The organism is Sulfitobacter sp. KMM 9851, assembly GCF_057178245.1.
Genome location: NZ_CM169991.1, coordinates 1,774,812 through 1,797,898, shown reverse-complemented (window position 1 = coordinate 1,797,898; position 23,087 = coordinate 1,774,812). Strand labels below are relative to the sequence as shown.

The 23,087-nt window shown below is 61.9% G+C and carries 24 protein-coding genes; 13 read left to right on the top strand and 11 right to left on the bottom strand.

Annotation, left to right across the window (positions count from 1 at the left end; translation table 11 throughout):
- Positions 1-41: 41 nt before the first annotated feature.
- The gene (locus AC1965_RS08825; protein WP_483886901.1) at positions 42-1,538 is read right to left on the bottom strand and encodes a catalase; all 1,497 of its coding nucleotides are present in this window, start codon (positions 1,536-1,538) and stop codon (positions 42-44) included.
- Positions 1,539-1,635: 97 nt separating this feature from the next.
- Here AC1965_RS08825 and AC1965_RS08820 point away from each other — a divergent pair, with 97 nt between their 5' ends.
- On the top strand, positions 1,636-2,547 hold the full coding sequence (locus tag AC1965_RS08820) for a LysR substrate-binding domain-containing protein (RefSeq protein WP_483886900.1): 912 nt from the start codon (positions 1,636-1,638) through the stop codon (positions 2,545-2,547).
- Between the two features lie 109 nt (positions 2,548-2,656).
- On the opposite strand, the gene AC1965_RS08815 is transcribed toward AC1965_RS08820, so the two are convergent.
- Entirely contained in the window at positions 2,657-3,205 is a 549-nt protein-coding gene (locus tag AC1965_RS08815) for a redoxin family protein (RefSeq protein ID WP_483886899.1), read from the bottom strand.
- 242 nt (positions 3,206-3,447) lie between these two features.
- On the opposite strand from AC1965_RS08815, the gene lipA reads away from it, so the two are divergent.
- The gene (gene lipA, locus AC1965_RS08810; protein WP_483886898.1) at positions 3,448-4,401 is read left to right on the top strand and encodes a lipoyl synthase; all 954 of its coding nucleotides are present in this window, start codon (positions 3,448-3,450) and stop codon (positions 4,399-4,401) included.
- On the opposite strand, the gene AC1965_RS08805 is transcribed toward lipA, so the two are convergent.
- The 4 genes from AC1965_RS08805 to hpt form a co-directional block, all read right to left on the bottom strand.
- The gene (locus AC1965_RS08805) at positions 4,398-5,291 is read right to left on the bottom strand and encodes a c-type cytochrome (protein WP_483886897.1); all 894 of its coding nucleotides are present in this window, start codon (positions 5,289-5,291) and stop codon (positions 4,398-4,400) included. The two genes, lipA and AC1965_RS08805, sit on opposite strands and share 4 nt — an antisense overlap.
- A gap of 3 nt (positions 5,292-5,294) precedes the next feature.
- The gene (locus AC1965_RS08800) at positions 5,295-5,774 is read right to left on the bottom strand and encodes a c-type cytochrome (RefSeq protein WP_483886896.1); all 480 of its coding nucleotides are present in this window, start codon (positions 5,772-5,774) and stop codon (positions 5,295-5,297) included.
- 102 nt (positions 5,775-5,876) lie between these two features.
- Positions 5,877-6,050: a hypothetical protein gene (locus tag AC1965_RS08795; protein WP_483886895.1), complete on the bottom strand. Its 174-nt coding sequence runs from the start codon at positions 6,048-6,050 to the stop codon at positions 5,877-5,879.
- A complete protein-coding gene (gene hpt / locus AC1965_RS08790) occupies positions 6,047-6,583 on the bottom strand; it encodes a hypoxanthine phosphoribosyltransferase (protein WP_483886894.1) in 537 nt (178 codons plus the stop codon). The genes AC1965_RS08795 and hpt overlap by 4 nt, the downstream gene beginning before the upstream one ends.
- Before the next feature lie 68 nt (positions 6,584-6,651).
- On the opposite strand from hpt, the gene AC1965_RS08785 reads away from it, so the two are divergent.
- Positions 6,652-7,104: a type II toxin-antitoxin system RatA family toxin gene (locus tag AC1965_RS08785; RefSeq protein ID WP_483886893.1), complete on the top strand. Its 453-nt coding sequence runs from the start codon at positions 6,652-6,654 to the stop codon at positions 7,102-7,104.
- Positions 7,105-7,183: 79 nt separating this feature from the next.
- On the opposite strand, the gene AC1965_RS08780 is transcribed toward AC1965_RS08785, so the two are convergent.
- From AC1965_RS08780 to AC1965_RS08770, 3 genes are read right to left on the bottom strand one after another with little or no spacing between them, the layout of a single operon-like run.
- Positions 7,184-7,663: a CinA family protein gene (locus AC1965_RS08780; RefSeq protein WP_483887017.1), complete on the bottom strand. Its 480-nt coding sequence runs from the start codon at positions 7,661-7,663 to the stop codon at positions 7,184-7,186.
- A 7-nt stretch (positions 7,664-7,670) separates the two neighbouring features.
- The gene (locus AC1965_RS08775) at positions 7,671-8,159 is read right to left on the bottom strand and encodes a phosphatidylglycerophosphatase A family protein (RefSeq protein WP_483886892.1); all 489 of its coding nucleotides are present in this window, start codon (positions 8,157-8,159) and stop codon (positions 7,671-7,673) included.
- The gene (locus tag AC1965_RS08770; RefSeq protein ID WP_483886891.1) at positions 8,156-9,286 is read right to left on the bottom strand and encodes a bifunctional 2-C-methyl-D-erythritol 4-phosphate cytidylyltransferase/2-C-methyl-D-erythritol 2,4-cyclodiphosphate synthase; all 1,131 of its coding nucleotides are present in this window, start codon (positions 9,284-9,286) and stop codon (positions 8,156-8,158) included. The genes AC1965_RS08775 and AC1965_RS08770 overlap by 4 nt, the downstream gene beginning before the upstream one ends.
- Positions 9,287-9,491: 205 nt before the next feature.
- Here AC1965_RS08770 and dusB point away from each other — a divergent pair, with 205 nt between their 5' ends.
- The 5 genes from dusB to ntrX all read left to right on the top strand — a co-directional run bounded on the left by dusB (position 9,492) and on the right by ntrX (position 16,667).
- The gene (dusB, locus tag AC1965_RS08765) at positions 9,492-10,457 is read left to right on the top strand and encodes a tRNA dihydrouridine synthase DusB (RefSeq protein WP_483887016.1); all 966 of its coding nucleotides are present in this window, start codon (positions 9,492-9,494) and stop codon (positions 10,455-10,457) included.
- Positions 10,454-11,536 (top strand): two-component system sensor histidine kinase NtrB, encoded by a 1,083-nt coding sequence (locus AC1965_RS08760; RefSeq protein ID WP_483886890.1) that lies wholly within the window; start codon positions 10,454-10,456, stop codon positions 11,534-11,536. The genes dusB and AC1965_RS08760 overlap by 4 nt, the downstream gene beginning before the upstream one ends.
- Before the next feature lies 1 nt (position 11,537).
- On the top strand, positions 11,538-12,908 hold the full coding sequence (locus AC1965_RS08755; RefSeq protein ID WP_483886889.1) for a response regulator: 1,371 nt from the start codon (positions 11,538-11,540) through the stop codon (positions 12,906-12,908).
- Positions 12,909-13,009: 101 nt separating this feature from the next.
- On the top strand, positions 13,010-15,262 hold the full coding sequence (locus tag AC1965_RS08750; RefSeq protein WP_483886888.1) for a sensor histidine kinase NtrY-like: 2,253 nt from the start codon (positions 13,010-13,012) through the stop codon (positions 15,260-15,262).
- Complete coding sequence (gene ntrX / locus AC1965_RS08745; protein ID WP_483886887.1) at positions 15,255-16,667, top strand: nitrogen assimilation response regulator NtrX; 1,413 nt, start codon at positions 15,255-15,257, stop codon at positions 16,665-16,667. The genes AC1965_RS08750 and ntrX overlap by 8 nt, the downstream gene beginning before the upstream one ends.
- 76 nt (positions 16,668-16,743) lie before the next feature.
- Here ntrX and AC1965_RS08740 read toward each other — a convergent pair whose 3' ends face one another.
- The gene (locus AC1965_RS08740; protein ID WP_483886886.1) at positions 16,744-17,229 is read right to left on the bottom strand and encodes a hypothetical protein; all 486 of its coding nucleotides are present in this window, start codon (positions 17,227-17,229) and stop codon (positions 16,744-16,746) included.
- 132 nt (positions 17,230-17,361) lie between these two features.
- Here AC1965_RS08740 and trkA point away from each other — a divergent pair, with 132 nt between their 5' ends.
- From trkA to AC1965_RS08715, 5 genes are all read left to right on the top strand, one after another.
- Positions 17,362-18,738 carry a Trk system potassium transporter TrkA gene (gene trkA / locus AC1965_RS08735; protein ID WP_483886885.1) on the top strand — a complete coding sequence of 459 codons (1,377 nt, stop codon included), beginning with the start codon at positions 17,362-17,364 and terminating at the stop codon, positions 18,736-18,738.
- A gap of 17 nt (positions 18,739-18,755) precedes the next feature.
- Positions 18,756-20,294 carry a TrkH family potassium uptake protein gene (locus AC1965_RS08730; protein ID WP_483886884.1) on the top strand — a complete coding sequence of 513 codons (1,539 nt, stop codon included), beginning with the start codon at positions 18,756-18,758 and terminating at the stop codon, positions 20,292-20,294.
- 129 nt (positions 20,295-20,423) lie between these two features.
- Positions 20,424-20,663, top strand: coding sequence for an RNA chaperone Hfq (gene hfq, locus AC1965_RS08725; RefSeq protein WP_007119530.1), 240 nt, complete (start codon positions 20,424-20,426; stop codon positions 20,661-20,663).
- 41 nt (positions 20,664-20,704) lie between these two features.
- On the top strand, positions 20,705-21,958 hold the full coding sequence (gene hflX / locus AC1965_RS08720; protein WP_483887015.1) for a GTPase HflX: 1,254 nt from the start codon (positions 20,705-20,707) through the stop codon (positions 21,956-21,958).
- 166 nt (positions 21,959-22,124) lie between these two features.
- Positions 22,125-22,526 carry a DUF2177 family protein gene (locus tag AC1965_RS08715; RefSeq protein ID WP_483886883.1) on the top strand — a complete coding sequence of 134 codons (402 nt, stop codon included), beginning with the start codon at positions 22,125-22,127 and terminating at the stop codon, positions 22,524-22,526.
- On the opposite strand, the gene AC1965_RS08710 is transcribed toward AC1965_RS08715, so the two are convergent.
- A complete protein-coding gene (locus AC1965_RS08710; protein ID WP_483887014.1) occupies positions 22,523-23,086 on the bottom strand; it encodes a pseudouridine synthase in 564 nt (187 codons plus the stop codon). The two genes, AC1965_RS08715 and AC1965_RS08710, sit on opposite strands and share 4 nt — an antisense overlap.
- Position 23,087: the final 1 nt, after the last annotated feature.

Sequence of the window (23,087 nt, the reverse complement as noted above, 5' to 3'; positions counted from 1 at the left end):
ATACGGCGCGCGCCCCATTAACGGGCGCGCGCCTAGTGCGTTTACTCGGCCACTGTGGTCGGCGTGTCATCGGTCACGGAAATCGCAACCGCATCCTTTTCACAGGCCGTGCGCACGCCGACGGCATAGTCGGGGTGCACCTTTTCCAAAACAGCATACCAACGCTCCTTGACCGACTGCGAACAGGGTGCCAGCGCGCCGGCCATGTTCGAATGCAGGCGATCACGTTGGCCCTGATCGAACACTTCCAGATACAATTTACGCGGCTGCACGTAATCTGCGTCCGATTCCTCTTGCTTGTAACGGTCAGCGTCGCCGGAAATGCGCAGGGGCGGTTCCATCACCGACGGATCGGGGCGGGCGGCCTCGGCATATTGGTTCGGCTCATAGTACGCGTCCGGGTGTCCGGTGATCTGCGGAAAGAACCGCATGCCCCCGTCCTTGTGATAATGCTGTACCTTTGCGGCCCTGGGCGCATTGGCGGGCAGGGCCTCGTAATGGGTGCCCAACCGGTAGCGGTGCGCGTCGGCATAGGAAAACACCCGAGCCTGCAACATCTTGTCAGGTGAAAAACCGATGCCAGGGATTTTGTTCGACGGCGAATAAGCCGCGTTTTCGACCATCTGGAAATAGTTGTCCGGGTTCTTGTTGAATTCCAACATCCCGACCGGGATCAGCGGATAGTCACCATGCGGCCAGACCTTGGTCAGATCGAACGGGTTAAACCCAACGGTTTCGGCGTCGGCCTCTGGCATAACCTGAATGTTCAGCTCCCATTTCGGGAATTTGCCCTCGTCGATGGCGTTGTACAGATCTTCCTGAAAGCTTTCGCGCGTCTGACCGATCAGCTTTTCCGCCTCTTCATTGGTCCGGTTGCGGATCTCCTGCTGGCAGCGGAAATGGAACTTGACCCAATGCCGCTCGCCCTTGGCGTTCCACATCGAATAGGTGTGGCTGCCGTAGCCGTGCATATGCATCGGGTTCACCGGGATGCCGCGGTCGGACATCAAGATAGTCACTTGGTGGACACATTCCGGCTGCGCCGCCCAGAAATCGAACATCGCCTCTGGTGACCGCAGGTTCGTCTTGGGGTGGCGTTTCTGGGTGCGGATGAAATCGGGGAACTTATAGGCATCGCGCACGAAAAAGATCGGGGTGTTGTTGCCCACGACGTCCCAGTTGCCGTCTTCGGTGTAGAACTTGATCGAGAAACCGCGCACGTCACGTTCGCTGTCGGCAGCACCCAATTCGCCCGCCACAGTCGACCAGCGCGACAGGATATCGCAGGTATTGCCGACCTTCTGAAAGATCGACGCGCAGGTGTATTGGCTGATGTCATGGGTGACCGTGAAAACACCCTCGGCGCCCCAGCCCTTGGCGTGGACCGCACGCTCGGGGATACGCTCGCGGTTTTGATGCGCAAGCTTTTCCAGCAGTTGATAGTCTTCGAGCAGGACCGGGCCGCGCTCTCCTGCGGTTTGGCTGGTCTCGTTGGTTGGCATTGGCGCGCCGGCGGATGTGGTCAGGCGGTTGCTCATGAGTCGTCCCTCTGGTTAGAATCATTCCAAAGCAGGATGACAGCGGTATGCAATAATTTCCAATTGCAGTTTTCTCTACTTTTGATAGCTTTTGGTTATGAACTTCACTCTCAAACAGCTCGAATATTTCAAAGCCTTGGCAAAGCTGGGGAATTTCGGCCGCGCCGCCGAGGCCTGCAATATCTCGCAGCCCGCACTCTCCGTACAGATACGCGCGTTAGAAGACGCCTTGGGCGGCCGACTGATCGAACGCCAGACCCGCGCCTCTGTGCTGACGCCGCTGGGCCGTCAGGTGCTGGGGCAGGCCGACGACATCTTGATTCGCGCAAGGCTGCTGGATGCCACGGCGCGCGGGGAGGTGGGGCTGGCAGGCACGCTGACGCTGGGGTTGATCCCCACCATCGCGCCCTATCTGTTGCCGGGCGTTCTGGCGGCGCTGCGCGCACAGGATATTTCGCTGCGCGTCGAGGTGCGCGAGGCACAGACCGATCAACTTCTGACCGCCCTGCGCGAAGGGGCGCTCGACGTCGCGGTGATGGCACTGCCCAGCGGCGAGGGTAGCCTGAAAGAGACATTTCTGTTCGAGGACCGCTTTCTTTTGGCCGGCTCGGCCGAGCGGATGGCAGCAGCCGACGTGTCCCATCCGACCGATCTGAACCGCACGCCGCTGATGCTGCTCGAAGATGGCCACTGTCTGACCGATCAGGCGCTTGAGGTGTGTCAGCGCGACCGCACCCAGGCTGGTATCAATACCGGTGCTTCGTCACTCGCCACCCTGTCGCGGCTGGTCGAGGCGGGGTTTGGCATGACGTTGATGCCCGAAATCGCTGCCAAAACGGAAATGGACGCGGCACCGGGGCTGCGCGTGGCCCGTTTTAACGACCCAGAACCGTCGCGCCGCATCGGTCTGGTCCGCCGCGCCAGCACCCCCGACAGCGATTGGCTGACCCATTTGGCAGGCGCACTACGCCAGGTCGGCGAGGGGCTGACGGCGGCAATGCGCGGCTGAGTGAAGGGCGCACGGAAACAAGCCGTAGCTAACGCCCGGACTTTCTCAGCCCCGGCAAACGCAAAAGGCCGGGGAAATACCCCGGCCTTCCGATCATCATCAGCCAAATTTACGCCGCTTTGGTCTTGGCCTGTTCGCCCAGATACTCCAGCAGGTTTTCCGGGCTGGACACGCCATAGGGGTCTTCAGCGTGGTTGTCGCAGATCCCGGGCTCTTCGAACCATGCCTCGATCGCACCGTCGTTGACGATGGCGGCATAACGCCAGCTGCGCGGGCCAAAGCCGACGTTGTCCTTGGACACCAACATGCCCATGCGGCGGGTGAATTCACCGGACCCATCTGGGATCACGTCGATATTCTGCACGCCCTGCATCTCTTTCCACTTGTTCATCACAAAGCTGTCGTTGACAGACAGGCAATAGATCGCGTCGATGCCGTGCTCTTTGAAGGCGTCAAAGTTGTTTTCAAAGCCCGGCAGCTGGTAGGTGCTGCATGTGGGGGTAAAGGCGCCGGGCAAGGAGAACAGGATTACACGCTTGCCGCTAAAGAAATCCGCGCTGGTCTTGTCTTCCCAACGGTAGGGGTTGTTGCCCTCGATGCTGTCGTCACGCACGCGGGTGCGGAAGGTGACATTTGGAACATTGATACCGGTTTTCATCGCGTCTTCCTTTCAGTATTTGGTCTTTGCCGTCCTCCTATTGGAAATTCGCCTTGGTTTCAATTCAGAAATGCTGCAACTGCACAATGATGATACCCTGCATAAACAGCATGTTACCCGCCCGCACAGAGCCTTGTATCAAATGCATGGCAGCCTTGCGGTGACAGATAAAAGGACGGTGGTGTTCAGCCGCCAGATAACTATGTTATGCACCAAGTGACCATTCCGCAGAGGCCCAAGTAATGCGCGACCTGAAGATCCCCGAACAACGCCACCCCGAAAAGGCCCGCAAGCCTGATAATGCCCAGCCGAAAAAGCCGGCCTGGATCAGGGTCAAGGCGCCGGGTGGCAAGGGATATGCCGAAACCGCCAAGATCATGCGCGACAATAAACTGGTCACTGTCTGCGAAGAGGCGGGTTGTCCCAACGTCGGTGAATGCTGGTCGCAGGGCCACGCCACAATGATGATCATGGGCGAGGTCTGTACCCGCGCCTGCACCTTTTGCAACATCGCCACCGGCAAACCGCCCGAGGCGCTGGACGCGTTTGAGCCGGGCCGCGTCGCTGATGCCGTGGCCAAGCTGGGCCTGAACCACGTCGTGATCACCTCTGTTGACCGCGACGATATCAAGGACGGCGGGGCCGAGCATTTTGCCCAGACCATCCGCGCCGTGCGCCACCGCAGCCCCGGCACCACAATCGAGATTCTGACACCCGATTTCATCCGCTGCGACCCGTCGGTTCTGGAAAAGGTCGTCGAGGCGCGCCCGGATGTGTTCAACCACAATCTTGAAACCGTGCCCGGCCTCTATCCAGAGGTGCGCCCTGGCGCGCGCTATTTCCATTCCCTGCGCCTGTTGCAGCGGGTCAAGGAACTGGACCCCTCGATGTTCACCAAATCGGGCATCATGGTCGGTCTTGGCGAAGACCGGCAATCGGTCATTCAGGTGATGGAAGACATGCGCGCCGCCGACATTGATTTCCTGACCATCGGCCAGTACCTGCAACCCACGCCGAAACACCACCGCGTCGACCGTTTTGTGCATCCTGACGAATTTGCCGCCTATGAAAAATCGGCTTATGGCAAGGGGTTCCTGATGGTGTCGTCCACACCCCTGACGCGGTCGAGCTATCACGCCGGCGATGATTTCGCCCGTCTGCGCGAGGCCCGCAACCGCAAGTTGGGGCTGGCTTAATCCGCCACCGCAGGCACGGATTTGAGGTAGGCAGCAATCGCGGCACGGTCGCTTTGTGGCAATTGCGCGAGGTTGCTGACCACCTCGGCCATCTCGCCGCCGGCACTGTCATACTCAGGCGTGAAACCTGAGGTGAAATATTCCACCAGATCGGCCTCGGACCAGTCCAGCCCGCCGGGTGTGATGTTGGGAATTTTGCCCTTGCCCGACGGATTTGGCGCCCCAGCCAGCCAGTTTGACATGTCCAGCGCCCCCAAAGCGTTGCGCGGCGTGTGACATTCCCCACAATGCGCCAGTGCTTCGGCCAGATATCGGCCCCGGCTGACCACCGCATCATGATCCCCCGTCAGAAAAAAATCATCTTTTAAAAATAACAGCTTCCACAGGCCGAGCCCACGGCGGACGTTGAACGGAAACCCCACATCATGGGGCACGTCGGGTGTGGCAGCGGCAGGCAGGCTTTGCATATAGGCAAACAGATCCGCCACGTCCTGCGGGGCAAGTTGGCTGTAGGCGGTATAGGGAAAGGCAGGGTAATAATGCTGACCCTCCGGCGACACGCCCCGCGTCAGCGCACGGGCGAACTGCGGCAGGGACCATCTGCCGATACCGTGGTCCAGATCGGACGAGATATTGGGCGCATAGAAGGTGCCAAAATCACTGGCAAAAGCCAGCCCGCCGGCAAGCACCCTCTTGGCCTCCGCCTCGGCGCCCGGTTTGGCGTGGCACGACACACACCCCCCGGCGGCAAAGATCAGTTGCCCGGCCTGCGCATCGGGCGTCAGCCCTGCGGCATAATTTGCATCAAGCGGGGCAGGGCGCGTCAGCACCCACCCCGCTGCCGCGCCAATCACGGCGCAGCCCATCAGCAAGATGGCATAACGGCGCAAGGATCAGTTCTTGGGGCCGCGATAATCGTCGTGGCAGGCCCCGCAGGCCTTGCCAACATCACCCATCGCCGTCTTGAGGCTGTCCAGATCGGTGGCAGCGGCGTCGATCATGGCCGCACTTGCAGTCTGTAGCGCGTTTAGCCGATCTGCGAACCCGGCCGCATCGCTCCAGACTTCGGGTTTGGCACGCGAGCCGTCAACCGCGCCCTGTTCGGTGCCTTCCAGCCACATCGTGGCGGGTGCCAAGCTGGCGGCGGCGTGCAGATTGGTCGCGGCGGCACGGGCCAGGTCCGCGTCATAATCCGCCTCGCCCTTGGCCATGCCACCCAGAATTCCGGTGTGATAGGCGATCAGCCCCATCTGCGCATGACGCGCTTCCACCGCGGCAGCGGCGGCCTTGTCACTGTGCGACGCGGCAAAGCTGGCAGTGGCTAGGATCACTGTACCAAGACAGAGCGCGCTTGTTTTGCTGGCAAAATTCATCGGTATCTCCCTGTTGCTGACCTAGCGTAACACGGGAAAGTGAGCGTGCAAAAAACAAAAACGTGAACAATGGCGCAGTGCCGTGACGCCCCAAATCCGGTCTCAGAACTTGCGCGGTATACGTTCGGCGGTGGCCCATTCCGGCCACCAGCCCATCCATTCGATTCCACCGATGATCAGCGCCAATGCAATGACGCCAAAGACCAAAAGAACACGTTTCAACGATGGCGGATTGCGCGCCCAGCGGGACATGCGCAGCAGCCAGATCGGGTTCATGTGAAACGAACCTTGCCGATGAACGGCAGGTTGCGGTTGCGTTGGGCAAAGTCGATACCGTAGCCCACGACAAATTCGTCGGGAATTTCAAACCCGGTCCAGTCGGCCTTGAGATCGACCTCCCGGCGGCTGGGCTTGTCGAGCAGCGCAATGGATTTCAGCCGCGCCGGTTCGCGTGAACGCAACATGTTGGTGACATGGTGCAGGGTGTGCCCGGTGTCGACGATATCCTCGACCACCAGCACATCACGCCCCTCGATGGCGCCGCGCAAATCCTTTAGAATACGCACTTCGCGGCTGCTTTCGGTGCTGTCGCCATAACTGGAAGCTTCGAGAAAATCGACCTCGATCGGCAGATCCAACTCGCGCACCAGATCGGCAATAAACACGAAAGATCCGCGCAGCAGCCCCACAACCACCAGTTTGTCGGTGCCTTCAAATTCATCATGGATAGACTTGGAAAGCGCCTCGATCCGGGCCGCGATGGACTTTGCCGAGATCATTTCGTCGATAACATATGGCTTGTCTGACATGGCTTTGCCCTTGAATCTGCGCGCCTCAACAGTGAGATAGGGGGTAACCTGCCAAATGACGGAAAGCAATGCCAACACATTCAGAGACCCGCAATCTGCCCTACACCGCGCAACAGATGTACGATCTGGTGGCCGACGTGGGGCGTTACCCCGAATTTCTGCCCTGGACCGCTGCCGCCCGTATCCGCAGCGACGAGGACCGCGGCGATCACCGTGTGATGGAGGCCGATCTGGTGATCTCCTTCAAGGTGTTCCGCGAACGGTTCACCAGCCGCGTCGTGCTGTGGCCCGAAGCGATGAAGATCAACACCGAATATCTCGACGGGCCGTTCAAACATATGAAGTCAAACTGGGCCTTTGAAGATGCGCCAGACGGCTGCAAAGTGCATTTCTTTGTCGATTTCGAATTCCGCAACGCGATCTTGCAAAAAATCATCGGCGTGGTTTTCAACGAAGCGATGACGCGGGTTGTCCGGGCGTTTGAAACGCGGGCGGCAGCGCTTTACGGGTCTGGGATATAAAAGAAGGCGGGGGATCTAAAAGAAAAATGCCTCCGGCGGGGAATATATAAGACCAAAAAGAACAGCAAAGGCGGCGCGGTTACGCGTCAGGTAGCGCGATCAATCTGCTGTAGAGCAGGGCCAGCGCGTGATCGCGCGCAGCCCGGCGGACGGCATCGCGACCCAGCGCGCCGAACTCGACAGTCTCGGCCTCGATACGTCCTGTGGTGGCGGTGGCAAAGCATACGCGCCCTTCTGGTTTGTGCTCTGATCCACCGGGGCCTGCGATGCCGGTGATCGACACCGCAAGTGCGGCGTCAGAATGCGACAGCGCGCCCTTGGCCATCTCGCGCGCCACCGGCTCAGACACCGCACCATAGGTGTTCAGCGTGGCGGCGTCGACACCGAGCATCTGCATTTTTGCGCCATTGGTGTAGGTGACAAACCCGCGGTCAAACATCACGGACGACCCCGGCAGATCGGTCAATGCAGCCGCAACCATGCCGCCGGTGCAGCTTTCGGCGCAGGTGATCATGACGCCGTTTTTTCGCGCTATTTCAAGGATTTCGCCTGCGATCATCATCGTGTTACATCCCGTGGTAAAGCGCCGCCAGCGCCATCACCCCAAGGGCGGCAAAGATGCCAGCAAAGACGTCATCCAGCATCACGCCCAGCGCGTCACCACGCCGGTCGGCCCATCCGATGATCAAGGGTTTGGTGATATCAAAGAGCCGGAACAACACAAAAGCGGCGATCCAGCCCGGCCACATAGCAAGGATTGATATCTCCATCGACCAGGCGGCGTAGGACAGCGGCAACAACGCAATCCATTGTCCGACCAGTTCGTCCACGACAATATGCGAGGGATCGTGATCGTCGCTGCCTTTGGTCATTTTCGCAGTCGCCCACCACCCCTTGATAAAGGCCGCGATGATGCCGACCACCAGCAGCGGCAGCCCCCCGATGACATGCAGCAGCCAGGCCCATGGCAATGCCACCAGTGACCCCCACGTGCCGGGTGCGGGGCGGATATAGCCGACACCCAAAAGCGTGCCGATCAGGGTTGCGAGTTTCATACCTTCACCAATGTTGCTGTGGCCATACAGGCGATGCCTTCGCCCCGGCCGGTAAAGCCCAGACGCTCCGATGTGGTTGCCTTGACCGACACGCGGTCGATGTCGATGTTCAGCATATCGGCCATTGCGGCGCGCATCTGCTGCACATGCGGGCCGATCTTGGGAAATTCGCAGATGAGCGTGCAATCGACATGGGTCAGGGTAAATCCCATCGTATGCGCCAGTGCCGCGGCGTGGCGCAGGAAAATATTGCTCTCGGCGCCTTTCCACTGTGGATCGCTGGGCGGGAAATGCTGGCCGATATCACCCCGTGCCAGCGCCCCATAGATCGCATCCGTTACTGTATGCAGTCCCACATCCGCGTCGGAGTGGCCAACAAGCCCCTGATCATGCGGTATTTTAATGCCGCAGAGGGTGACATGGTCACCGGGGCCAAAGGCGTGCACGTCAAATCCGTTACCGGTGCGAATGTCCATCTGTCTGTCCAATATACGTGCGGCACGGGCCAAATCGCCCGGCAGGGTAATCTTTAGGTTATCGGCGCTGCCTTTTGTGATCGCAACCGTCAAACCGGCGGCGCGGGCAACCTCGACATCGTCGGCGGCAGGGCCGCTATAGGCGGTGTGGGCGGCGCGGATCGCCGTCAGATCGAAACCCTGCGGCGTTTGTGCCGCGTATAGGCCACTACGGTCCTGCAACCCGGTAACACTGCCTTGTTGCCCATGCCACAGCGCATCGGTGATCGGCAGCCCCGGCGCGGCAGCGGCATGGGTGGCCAGCGCGTCGATCACATCGGTGATCACGCGGGCGCTGACACAGGGGCGGGCGGCATCGTGGATCAGGACGCGGTCAGCATCTTTGACCGCCGCCAGCCCGGCACGGACCGATCCGGCGCGGTCGACGCCACCGGTAACCAGCGTCACATCCGGCCCCGCAAGTCCCGCCGCGCGGCTCTGATCGTCCGGGTGCAGCACCACGATGATCTGTGAAATCTGGGGCAGGGCACGGAACGCCGCAATGGTGTGGTCGATCACCCGTTTGCCGCCCAGCATCTGCCACTGTTTCGGCACGTCACCCCCGGCGCGGGTGCCCCGGCCAGCGGCGACAATCAGCGCGGCGACGGACATGGACACACACAAAAGGCAGGGCGTTTCAGCATACCTCTGTCTAGGCAAAGCCGGCGACGGGTGCAATCGCGCAGGTGCGCGCTTAATATTTAGGCATATGCCGTCAGGTCAGGCTCATTTGATCCCCTCTTTTATTGAGCTTTGTGCCATAGACCGCTACACCAACGGGAACTGCACAAGGATTAAGCACGTGACAGCGCCCGAGATGCGTTTTGACCCGCCAGTGTTTCTGGCCCCGATGGCCGGAATCACCGATCTGCCGTACCGTACATTGGTGGCGCGTTTTGGGGCTGGGCTGGTGGTGTCTGAGATGGTGGCAAGCCATGAATGGCTGACCGACCGCCCCGGCACCCGCGAAAAGGCCGAACTGGGTCTTGGGGTCGAGGGTACGGCGGTGCAACTGGCCGGGCGCGAGGCGGCACCAATGGCCGAAGCGGCGCGGATGATCGAAGCGCAGGGCGCGCGGATCATCGACATCAACATGGGCTGCCCGGCCAAGAAGGTGACACAGGGGGCGTCAGGCTCGGCCCTGATGAAAACCCCCGATCATGCGTTGCGCCTGATCGAGGCGGTGGTGGGCGCGGTCAGCGTCCCGGTCACTCTCAAGACCCGGCTGGGCTGGGACGATGACATGCTGAACGCCCCACAGATAGCGCGGGCGGCGGAAAATGCCGGCATCCGCATGATCACGATCCATGGCCGCACCCGCTGCCAGTTCTACAAGGGCCGCGCCGATTGGGCCGCGATCCGCGGGGTCAAGGACGTGGTTGATATCCCGGTGATTGCCAATGGCGACATCACCTGTAGCACAACCGCGCGCACAGCGCTGGACCAGTCCGGCGGTGACGGGGTGATGATCGGGCGCGGTGCGCAAGGGCGGCCCTGGCTGCTGGCCGAGGTGGCGCATGATCTTTATGGAACACCGGCGCCTAATATCCCGCAGGGGGCCGACTTTGCGGAGATGGTGGCGGGGCATTTTGAAGCGATACTGGCCTTTTACGGGGCCAAGATCGGCGCACGCGTCGCGCGCAAACATCTGGGCTGGTACATGGATCACTGCGCCACACCGGGCGATCTGCGTCGCGCGCTGCTGACCGCACCCGATATTGCCGCCACCCGGTTGCTGATCCGCGAGGCGATGTTTGCCGCACCGCGTCAGGCCGCCGCGTGAACGCGGCCGTGCCTGACCGGGCGATCTGGGCCTCGTTGCCCGTGCCTGCGGTGATCATCGGGGCGGATGACAAGATCACAGATATCAACCCCGCTGCCGAAGGGTTCCTGAACGCCTCTGTCAAATCGGTGATCGGGGTGCCGGTCTGGGACATGCTGGCGGTCGACGACCCGCTTGAGGCCGCCTTTGCCCGCGCGCGCGCCAAGGGCACGCCGCTGTTTGTGAATGACGTCGATGTTGGCAGCGGCCAGCGTCCGCCACTGCAATGCGCCTTGCAGATTGCCCCCCTGACGGGGGTCGATGGCCAGATGATCCTGATGATCAACCCGCGCGAGTTGGCCGGGCGCATGACGCAGAACAATTCGGTGAAATCCGCCGCCAAATCCGCGATCGGCATGGCCGAAATGCTGGCGCATGAGATCAAGAACCCGTTGGCGGGCATCACCGGGGCGGCGCAATTGCTGTCGATGAACCTCAGCGCTGAGGATCTGGAACTGACCGACCTGATTGTCGCGGAAAGCCGACGCATCGTGAAATTGCTCGAACAGGTCGAACAGTTCGGCAACCTGGTGCCGCCGGTCTGCCAGCCGATCAATCTGCATGATGTGCTCGACCGCGCCCGCCGCTCGGCCTTGCTGGGATTTGGGGCGCATATGACGATTGTCGAGGATTACGACCCCTCGCTGCCGCTGGCCCTGGGCGACAAGGACCAACTGCTGCAAGTTCTCTTGAACTTGATCCGCAACGCGGCTGAGGCGGCGGGCAAAGGCGGTGGCACGATCCGTCTGCACAGCTATTATGAACACGCCTTTCGCCTGCGCCGCGCTGATGGGTCGGGTCAGCCGCTGCCGCTTCAGATCGAGGTGATCGACGACGGTCCCGGCCTGCCGGATCATATCCGCAGCGATGTCTTTGACCCCTTCGTATCGGGGCGTGAAAACGGCACCGGTCTGGGGTTGGCGCTGGTGAGCAAGATCATCTCAGACCATCAGGGCTGGATTTCAGTGACCTCGGTGCCGGGGCGCACCGTGTTTCGCATTTCACTGCCCCGCGCACAATCCCAGCCCGAGGAGATTTGACATGGATGGCACCATTCTGGTGGCGGATGACGACCGCACGATCCGCACGGTTCTGACCCAGGCGCTTACACGGGCAGGGTGCAAGGTCCATGCCACGTCCAGCCTGACGACGCTGATGCGCTGGGTCGCCGAAGGCAAGGGCGATGTCGTGATCTCTGATGTGGTCATGCCCGACGGCAACGGATTGGAAATGCTGCCAAAGATCGCGCAGGACCGGCCCGGTCTGCCGGTCATCGTGATCAGCGCCCAGAACACCATCATGACCGCGATCAAGGCCGCCGAAGCCGAGGCCTATGACTATCTGCCCAAACCCTTTGACCTGCCGGACCTGATGAAGCGCACTGCCCGGGCGCTGGAGCGCGGCGGGCCGCAGCGCCGCGCCGCCCCGGTGGACGACAACCCGGCCGATCGCGATGATCTGCCGATGATCGGGCGCACCCCGGTGATGCAAGCACTCTACCGGATGGTGGCGCGGATCATGAATACCGATCTGCCCGTGCTGATCTGGGGCGAAAGCGGCACCGGAAAATCGCTGATTGGCCGGGCGATCCATGACTTTTCAGACCGACGCAGCCTGCCGTTTGTCACCGTCACCGCCGCCGAACTGATTGACATCGAAGGCCCGGCACGGGTGCTGGCGCGGGTACGAGGCGGCACCCTGCTGATTGACGAGATTGCGGATATTCCACAAGACGTACAGGCCCGCATTGCCCGGATGATGGACGCGCCCGGCGACCACAGCCCCCGCTTTCTGGCGACCAGCCAGACCGATCTGGCCGCCGCGATGAAGGAGGGCAAGCTGCGCCGCGACCTGTATTACCGCCTGTCGGGTGCAACCGTACAGGTGCCCGCGCTGCGCGACCGGGTGGACGATATCGCCATGCTGGCTGCGCATTTCCTGGCCAAGGCCGACAGCAGCCCCAGCGGCGCGCGCCACCTCTCCGACCCGGCCACCCGCGTTCTGGCCACCTATCCCTGGCCCGGCAATGTGCGCCAGTTGGAACACGCCATGCGGCAACTGGCCCTGACCAGCCGCGCCGCCGAAATTTCTGAAGCCGAGGCGGAACAGGTGATCGGCACCCAGCCCAACCCTGAACCGTTGCGCGCGCAGGCCAATACCGAAAAACTGGGTGCCTCGGTCGAACGTCACCTGCGACGCTACTTTGATCTGCACGGCACCATGTTGCCGCCACCGGGTCTTTATGCCCGCATCCTGCGCGAAGTCGAAGGCCCGCTGATCGAGATCGCGCTCGCGGCAACTGCTGGCAATCAGGCCAAATGCGCCGACCTTTTGGGGATCAACCGAAATACCCTGCGCAAGAAAATCACCGATCTTGAAATTGAGGTTACACGGGGCCGAAAAATGATGTAAAAGCGCCACATAACCGTGGCCATCGGGTATCAACCCCGATCAGGACCACAAAATATGGCGGTAGGTGCAGCAATGCACCACAACATCGGTGAGGTTCTCGGGTGGCAACCCGGACACGCAGTTTTACACTAGAAAGACTTGGACGCCTTCGGCGGATCAAACGGCTGCGCAATTGGTCCACGCTCGGGCTGGTGGTGCTGGGCCCGGTGCTGGCGCTTGCCACCTATCTGGCGCTTGGGCCGTTGGCGCAGGGGGCCGACACGCTCAACCTGCGTCTGATTTTGCTGGCAGATTTGGTTTACGTGCTGTTGGTGGCCGCTCTCGTGCTGAGCCAGGTGGCGCGTCTGATCGCCGCGCGCCGCGCGAAATCTGCAGGCTCGCGGCTCCATCTTCGGCTCACCGGGGTCTTTGCCCTGATGGCCCTGATCCCCACGGTCACGGTTGCGGTTTTCGCCGGGCTGACGGTGAATGTCGGCCTTGAGGGATGGTTTTCGGATCGCGTGCGCGGCGTTGTCGGATCGTCGCTGGCCGCCGCCCAGGCCTACGAATCGGAACAGCGCGAAGACCTGAAATCTGACGCGCTGGCGCTGGCCCGCAGCATCGACAACGCCCGTGCGCAGGGCATCAACCTGTCCGACAGCGAATTGCTGGGCGAGGGCCAGCGCCAGATCCAGCGCGGCCTGCGCGAAGCCTATCTGATCGACGGCACCGCCCAGATACGTGCCCGCGGCGATCGGTCGTACCTATTTGACTACGAAGCCCCCAGCGCCGAGCAGATCGACCGGGCCGCGACCGAAGAATTGCTGGTGATCGAGGATTGGCCCAACAATGAATTCCGCGCGCTGGTGCCGATGAATTCCTTTGTCGATCGCTATCTATATGTGTCGCGTGATGTGGACGGCGAAATCTTGTCGCTGCTGGACGAAACAAAGGAAACAGTGCGGCTTTATCAACAGCTTGAATCCGAACGCGGCCGACTGCTGTTTGAATTTGCGCTTGTGTATCTCGCCTTTGCCGTGATCCTGATCCTTGCCGCAGTCTGGCTTGGCCTGTGGTTTGCCGAACGCCTGTCCGGCCCCGTCGGGCGGCTGACCGGTGCGGCACAGCAGGTCGGCGCCGGCGATCTTGAGGTGCAGGTCCGCGAAGAAGAGGGCGATGATGAAATTGCCATGCTGGGGCGTTATTTCAACCAGATGACGCGGCAATTGAAAGGCCAGCGCGAGACCCTTCTGGACAACACGCGTCACATCGAACGCCGCCGTCGGCTGTTTGATTCCGTGCTCAGCTCTGTCACCTCAGGGGTTGTCGGGCTTGACCCCGAAGGGCGTGTGACCTTCGTCAACCGCTCCGCGATGCGGCTGCTCGACTGGGAGGAAAACCAGCAATCCCTGGCGCTGACCTTTGCGGTGCCCGAATTCGGCCCGATGTTCGAAGCCGTCACCGCAGGCCCGGGCGAGGTGGCACAAGGCGAGGTCAAGGTGTCGCGTCAGGGTGCGATGGAGAACCTGCTGGTGCGCATGGCCACCCGCCGTGCCGAAGATGGCCGTCTCGAAGGGTACGTTGTGGCCTTTGATGATGTGACCGATCTGGTCAGCGCGCAGCGCATGGCGGCCTGGGGCGACGTCGCGCGCCGCATCGCGCATGAGATCAAGAACCCGCTCACCCCGATCCAGCTCAGTGCCGAACGCATCAAGCGCAAGTTCATCACCAAACTGGAACACGACGAAGACGTCACTGCATTGGAACAGATGACCGGCGTCATCATCCGCCAGACCGGTGATCTGCGCCGCATCGTCGACGAGTTCTCGAAATTCGCCCGGATGCCAGAACCGGAAACCACCCTTCAGGATGTCGGACGGCTGCTGCGCGATGCCGTGCTGCTGCAACAATCCGGCCAGCCGGGGGTCAAGATCGACATGACGCTGCCGGATCAACCGATTATGGCCAATCTCGACGCCACGATGATTTCACAGGCGCTGACGAACTTGATCAAGAACGCAGGCGAAGCTATTGAAACGCTAAAGGAAAAAGGCGCGCCAGAGGGCTTGAAGCCGCAGATAAAAGTGGCGATGACGTGTCAGGACACGACGCTTCGGATCACCATCTGCGACAACGGCATTGGCCTGCCCGAAGACCGCGCACGCCTGTTTGAACCCTATGTGACAACCCGCAGCGAAGGCACCGGCCTCGGCTTGCCGATCGTGAAGAAGATCATCGAGGAACATGGCGGCAGCCTGTCCCTTGAAAACGCGCCCGTCTTTGCGGGCCAGACCCATTTTGGCGCCATGGCGGCGATCACGCTGCCACTGGCTGTGACACTAACGATTGACGAAGGAGACCAGGCTGATGAGTGATATCCTGATTGTGGACGACGAGCGCGACATCCGGGAGCTGATCTCGGATATTCTCAAGGACGAAGGCTATGCCACCCGCCTGGCGGGCAATTCCGATGACGCCATGGCCGAGATCAATGCCGAGGCGCCGGCGCTGATGATTCTGGACATCTGGCTCAAGGACAGCCGGATGGACGGCATTGACATCCTCAAGACGGTAAAACGCGACAATCCCGATGTGCCGGTGGTGATCATCTCCGGCCACGGCAACATCGAGATCGCCGTGGCGGCGATCAAACAGGGGGCCTATGATTTCATCGAAAAGCCCTTCAACATTGATCAATTGCTGGTGGTCATTCGCCGCGCAATGGAAACCGCCCGCCTGCGCCGCGAAAACAACACCCTCAAACGCCGCGACGTGGCCACCTCGGAAATGGTCGGCACCTCCGCCGCCTTCCGCGCGCTGCTGGTGCAGCTCGACAAGGTGACTAAATCGAATGGCCGGGTGATGCTGACCGGACCCGCCGGTGCCGGCAAGGAAGTGGCCGCGCGCTATATCCACGCCCATTCCGCCCGCGCCACGGCCCCCTTCATCACCGTTAACTGCGCCGGCGTCGCACCCGACAAGATGGAAGAAATGCTCTTTGGCCGCGAAACATCCGATCGCGGGGTCGAACCGGGTTTGTTGGAACAGGCCCATGGTGGCGTGATCTATTTTGACGAGGTGGCAGATATGCCGCTTGGCACCCAGTCCAAAATCCTGCGCGTGCTGGTCGACCAGCAGTTCACCCGCGTCGGTGGCAACGACAAGGTGCGCGTCGACCTGCGGGTGATATCATCCACAAACAAGGACCTCGACGCCGCCATCGCCGCCGAAACCTTCCGCCAGGAACTGTTTCATCGGCTCAACGTGGTGCCCATCGCGGTGCCCAGCCTTGAGGAACGGCGCGAGGACATTCCGCTGCTGGCCGACCACTTCATCGGTGAATTCAACAGCGCCCAGGGGTTGCCGCTGCGCCAGCTCAGCGATGATGCCGTGGCGCTGATGCAGACGATGGTCTGGCCCGGCAACGTCCGCCAGCTCAAGAACCTCGTGGAGCGCGTCCTGATCCTGGGCGACGGCACCGGCCCGATCGAGGCGCGCGAACTGCCCGGCGAAGACGACCACGCCGAAGACGATGGCCGCGTTGTCCTGTCGGGTGCGCTGGCCACCTTGCCCCTGCGCGAGGCCCGCGAGGCGTTTGAACGCGAATACCTGCTGACCCAGATCAACCGCTTTGGCGGCAATATCAGCCGCACCGCGAATTTCGTTGGCATGGAACGCAGCGCGTTGCACCGCAAGCTGAAGTCACTGGGCGTGGTCACCTCGGCCAAGGCCGGCGTGCGCATCGCCCATGTCGACGAAGATGCCGAGGTCACGGGCTAGACACCGCTTTTGTCTCTCTTTTTGGTCCTGAATATTCCCGGGGAGCGCGAGGGGCTGGCCCCTCGCTCCCACAGCCTCAGCCGCGTGTGACGATCTGAAACGACCCGTCACTGTTTCGGATGACGCAGGACTTGGGGCTCAAAGCGGGCAGGGTGGTCGTCGCCCGCGCGGGGGCTGCGCGCGCAACACTGTCGGGGCAGGGCGGGATCGTCACCGGGGCAAAGCCGCGATCGGCCATACACTGCCCCTCGACCCGTTTGCGCAAGCCATCGTTGGGATCAAATGTCACCACTTCGCCGGGGATGTAATAGCCCGGTCCATAGCGGCAATTGCCGGCCGCATCACAGATACGCGGCCCCTGCACGAACCGCGGCGGCATCCGCCGCACCTGGGTAGAGGCAGGCACATCGCGCAGTGCCTTGACCTCGCAGGCTGTGGTGTCGCGGGTCACCTGCGCCACCGTGGCACCGGGTTTGTAATAGGTATTGAGCGGCGCACAGGCCGCCAAGGCGGCGCCCCCCAGCACAACAACCAAGAAAAGGTGATTACGATCTGTTTTCATGTCACCATTATGCGCTGAACCGCGCCCCAAGACAATTGATTTGACCCTTGCCATGCCATCTGTCATGCCCTCTAACCGATCTATGTTGAATGGGCCGGAACCGGCAATTCGCCAAGGGTAAGGAAGCCTTACATGAAAGTGATCATTTGCGGCGCAGGGCAGGTCGGCTGGCAGATTGCCCGCCACCTCAGCGGGGAACGCAACGATGTCACCGTGGTCGACAGCAACGCTGATCTGGTGCGCCGCGCCACCGATACGCTGGATGTGCAGGGCATTGCGGGCTTTGCCAGCTATCCCGATGTGCTCGACCGGGCCGGCGCGCGCGATGCGGAAATGATCATCGCCGCCACCCATTCCGACGAGGTCAACATGGTCACCTGCCAGGTTGCCCATTCGGTCTTTGGCATCAACCGCAAGATCGCCCGCCTGCGCAGCCAATCCTACCTCGACGCAATCTATTCCGACCTTTACCGCCGCGATCACATGCCCATCGACGTGGTGATCAGCCCCGAAAAAGAAGTCGCCACCGCCGCCCTGCAACGGCTCAGCGCCCCCGCGTCCTTTGACACCGAGGTGTTCATGGACGGGCAGGCGCATCTCTTGGGCATTTCCATTGATGCCGATTGCCCCGTGGTCAACACACCCCTGCGCCAGTTGACCGATCTGTTTTCGACCCTGCGCGCCGTTGTCGTGGGCGTGCGCCGCGATGGCACACTCTTTGCCCCCGAGGCCAAGGATCAGATTTTTGTCGGTGACGATTGCTATGTCTTTACCCACCGCGACGACATCGCCCGCACCATGGAAATCTTTGGCAAGAAGACGACCAAACAGGAACGCGTGGTCCTGGTTGGCGGCGGCAATGTCGGCCTGACCGTCGCACAGCACCTCGAAGCCGGGCCGCTGCGCGTGCGGACCAAGATGATCGAGAAAAACCGCCGCTCCGCCGAACGCGCGGCCGAGGCACTGGAACGGACCATCGTGCTCAACGGTGACGGGCTGGATGCCGCCCTGCTGGCCGAGGCCGGGATCAGCCGCGCCGATGCCATGCTTGCCGTGACCGACGACGACAAGACCAACATGCTGGCCTGCGTGCGCGCCAAGGCCGAAGGCTGCCCCTATGTCATTGCCCTGATCAACGACCCGACGCTGGTGCCGCTGATGACGCCCCTAGGGATCGACGCCTATATCAATCCGCGCGCCACCACCGTCAGCTCGATCCTGCGCCACATCCGCCACGGCCGGGTGCGTGCGGTCTATTCCATCGGTGACGCCGAGGCCGAGGTGATCGAGGCCGAAGTGTTGTCGACATCCCCGCTCGCCGGGCGCCGCGTGTCCGAGATCGAATTCCCCGAGGGGGTTCTGATCGGCATGTTGCGTAAGGGCAATGATGTGATCCGCCCGCTGGGCAGCACCCGCATCGACGAGGGTGACGTGATCGCGCTCTTTGCGCTGGCCGAAGACGTGCCGCGGGTCGAACAACTGCTTCAGGTGTCGATCGACTTTTTCTAACCGCAAGGGACTTGCTGTTGCGCAAACTGACCACCCTTCGCCACGATGTGTTGCAACTGCCGCTGTTCCTGCTGCTGTTCGGGGCCTCGGCATGTTCGATGATCCTGCCGTCGATCTATGGGCTGGTCACCAACGATCACAATGCCAGCCGGTCGTTCCTTTATGCCGGGCTGCTGGGGCTGGTGGCGTTTTCGCTGATCGGCATCGCCCACGCCGGCCGACAGCCCCGTCATGGCGCGCTGGGGCCGCTGATGTCGCTGCTCTCGGCCTTTGTGTTCCTGCCGGTGTTCTTTGCCGTGCCCTTTATCGAGGCCCTGCCGACCACCCATTTTGTGAACGTCTATTTCGAAATGCTCAGCGCGCTCACCACCACCGGGGCCACGATGTTTGACGACCCCGCCCGGCTTAGCCCGACGCTGCACCTGTGGCGTGCGCAGGTCGGCTGGATGGGCGGGCTGCTGATGTGGGTCGCGGCCTCGGCCATTCTCGCGCCCTTGCACCTGGGCGGATTCGAGGTGACGTCACAGGCCGAACCGGGCCGCCGGGACGATATCCGCAACACCGCCATGGCCCCCATAAACCCCCGCGCGCGGATGCTGCGCGCCACCCGCACCCTGCTGCCAATATATGTCGGGCTGACGCTGCTTTTGTGGCTGCTGCTGGTGATCGGCGGCGAATCCGCGTTGATCGCGCTGTGCCACGCGATGTCGGTGCTGGCCACGTCTGGCATTTCTCCGATCGGCGGGGTCGAGGATGCGGCGGTAGGCGTCACCGGCGAGGCGGTGATGATGCTGTTCATGGTTTTTGCCCTGTCGCGGCTGACCTTTTCCAAGGACACGGTGACTGCAACACAGGGCGGTCTGATGACAGACCCCGAGTTTCGGATCGGCATCATCGTGGTGCTGGGCGTGCCGCTGCTGCTGTTCGGTCGCCACTGGATCGGCGCCTATGATGTCGCCGCGATGGAAAACCTGGGCGAGGCCGCGCTGGCGCTCTGGGGCGCCATCTTTACCGTGATGTCTTTTCTAACCACCACCGGCTTTGTCTCTGAACACTGGGCCGAGGCCCAAAGCTGGTCTGGCCTGCGCACACCGGGACTGATCCTGATGGGGCTGGCCCTGATCGGCGGCGGCGTCGCCACCACGGCGGGCGGGGTAAAATTGCTGCGGGTTTTTGCACTGTATCAAAACGGCGTACGTGAGATGGAACGGCTGGTGCACCCCAGCTCGGTCAGCGGGGCCGGCACGGCGGGCCGCCGCCTGCAAAGCAACGGCGCCTTTATCGCCTGGATTCTTTTCATGCTTTTCGCCATGTCTCTGGCGGGCATCACCCTGCTGCTGACACTGGTCGGCGCACCCTTTGATGCGGCCATCGTCATGTCGGTGGCAACGCTGTCGACCACCGGCCCGTTAATCGAATTTGCCGCCGATGCCCCGATCCGCCTGATCGAGCTGAGCATCGGGGCCAAGGCGGTGCTTTGCGGTGCAATGGTGCTCGGGCGGCTCGAAACCTTGGCAATTATTGCGCTATTGACCCCGGATTTGTGGCGCGCCTGACACGCTTGCCCCCTCAACACACCTAGCGGCCTGATATTTGGGCTGGAATCTCCGACAAACGCACTCCATACTTGCAGTAATGGGGGGGTCCGGTCCGCGGACGCCAGTAAGAACAAAGGCGAGGCTATCATGGCGTCAGACAGACAAAACCTTCAGGACGCGTTCCTGAATCACGTGCGCAAGACCAAAGTGCCTGTGACAATTTTCCTGATCAACGGGGTCAAGCTGCAGGGCGTGATCACATGGTTCGATAACTTCTGCGTTTTGCTGCGCCGCGATGGGCAAAGCCAGTTGGTGTACAAACACGCCATCTCGACCATCATGCCGAGCCAGCCGATCAGCCTCTACGAGGGCGAAGACGCTTCTTGAGCCGTCCAGACTTTCAGATCGACAACACGGATGGGCCGCGCATGACACGCGCATGGGTCCTGCATCCTGACATCAAATCAGACAACGACCGGCGCGTGGCTGCCCCCGCGCTGGCCGAAGCAGTGGCCTTGGCCGAAGCCTTGCCCCAGATCGAAGTTGTCGGCGCTGACATCGTGCCGCTGCGCACCGTGAATGCCGGGATGCTGTTCGGCAAAGGCAAGATCGCCGAGCTGCACGACAAGTTTGAGGCCGCCGAGGTCGAGCTGGTGCTCGTCGACGGCCCGGTATCGCCGGTCCAGCAGCGCAACCTGGAAAAGGCATGGGGGGTCAAACTGCTCGACCGTACCGGGCTGATCCTGGAAATTTTCAGCGACCGCGCGGCCACCCGCGAAGGGGTGCTGCAGGTCGAAATGGCCGCCCTTAACTATCAGCGCACCCGGCTGGTGCGCGCCTGGACCCACCTGGAACGCCAGCGTGGCGGATTGGGCTTTGTCGGCGGACCCGGCGAAACCCAGATCGAGGCTGACCGCCGTGCCATCGACGACCAATTGGTGCGCCTGCGCCGCCAGTTGGAAAAGGTGGTGAAAACCCGCGCCCTTCACCGCGCCGCACGTGCCAAGGTGCCGTACCCGATTGTCGCCCTCGTCGGCTATACCAACGCGGGCAAATCCACGCTGTTCAACCGGTTGACCGGGGCGGATGTCTTGGTCAAGGACATGCTCTTTGCCACGCTCGACCCCACAATGCGCAGCCTCGTGCTGGATGATGGTCCCGAGATCATCCTCAGCGACACGGTGGGCTTCATCTCTGACCTGCCGACAGAACTCGTGGCCGCCTTCCGCGCCACGCTCGAAGAAGTGCTGGCCGCAGATATCATCTGCCACGTGCGCGACATCTCCCACGCCGAAACCGAGCAGCAGGCGCAAAACGTGCGCGATATTCTTGCGTCCCTGGGCGTGCCAAAGGAAACCCGCACATTCGAGGTCTGGAACAAACTTGACCTGCTGCCCCCCGACGCCGCGGATGCCGTGCGCGCCCGTGCACAGCGCGACGAAAACGTGCTGGCGATCTCGGCCATCTCGGGCGAGGGGCTGGAGCTGCTGCAACAAACCGTCGCCGAAGCCCTGCAAGGGGCGGTACGCGAAGCCGACCTGACCCTCAGCTTTGCCGAAGGAAAAAAACGCGCCTGGCTTTTTGCGCAGGAGGTGGTCGAAAGCGAACGCCAGACTGAAGACGGCTTTGCGCTGACCGTGCGCTGGTCCGCCCGCCAAGAAGCGCAGTTTCAGAAAATCTGACCGTCCCCTTATTTTTCCGGGTTAAAAATACCCTCAGGGGGTCTGGGGGACAGCGTCCCCCAGCGGTCAGAAACCGGCACCTCAGCCAATTTATTTCACCCCAAAACATCGCATTCCCCGCGCCGCGCCTCATATGGTCCCGTAACCCCGGACGGAGCCTTGCACGATGACCCTGATCACCCTCTACCTCGCCACCTTCATCCTGTTTCTCGGTCTCGACTACATCGGGCTGAGTTTCTTCATCAAACCAGTGTTTGAACGCGACATCGGCGGTCTGCTGCTCGATGAATTCCGCATCCTGCCTGCGGTGATATTCTACGCCTTCTATGTCGGGGTGCTGCTGTGGTTTGTCTCCTGGCCCGCACTGACCCAAGACCGCAGCCTGATGTGGGTGCTGGGCAATGCCGCGCTGATCGGGGCGATGGGCTATGGCACCTATGAGTTTACCAATCTGGCGACACTGAAAGACTGGACATGGGCGATGGTCGCGCGGGATTTCTGTTGGGGTACGGTGCTGACGGCTGTGTCCGCCACGGGCGGCGTCTGGCTCACCCGCGCGCTGACCTAGCGGCCGTTCTCGGTCGACCAGCGCATTGCGCCGGGTTGCAGCCCGGCCAATTCCCAGTCCCCGACGCTGGCCCGGATCAGCCGCAGCGTGGGCAGACCCACATGCGCCGTCATGCGCCGCACCTGACGGTTGCGTCCTTCGCGGATGGTTATCTTTAGCCAGCTATCCGGCACCGATTTGCGAAACCGCACGGGCGGGTCGCGCGGCCACAGGTCAGCGGGGGCATCGATCTGCGCCACCTCTGCCGGTGCGGTCTTGCCATCCTTGAGCATCACACCCTCGCGCAGCGCGGCAAGGGCGGCGTCATCCGGCGCACCTTCGACCTGCACCAGATAGGTCTTGGGGCGTTTATACTTCGGATGCGCAATCCGGGCCTGAAGCGGGCCGTGGTCCGTCAGGACCAGCAGGCCCTCGCTGTCACGGTCCAGCCGTCCGGCAGGGTAGAACCCCGGCTCGGTCAGGTAGGCCGACAGGGTCGGGCGGGCGCTGCCCTCGGTTCCCTTGTCGGTGAATTGTGACAGCACACCGTAGGGTTTGTTGAACAGGATCACCCGCGGCATG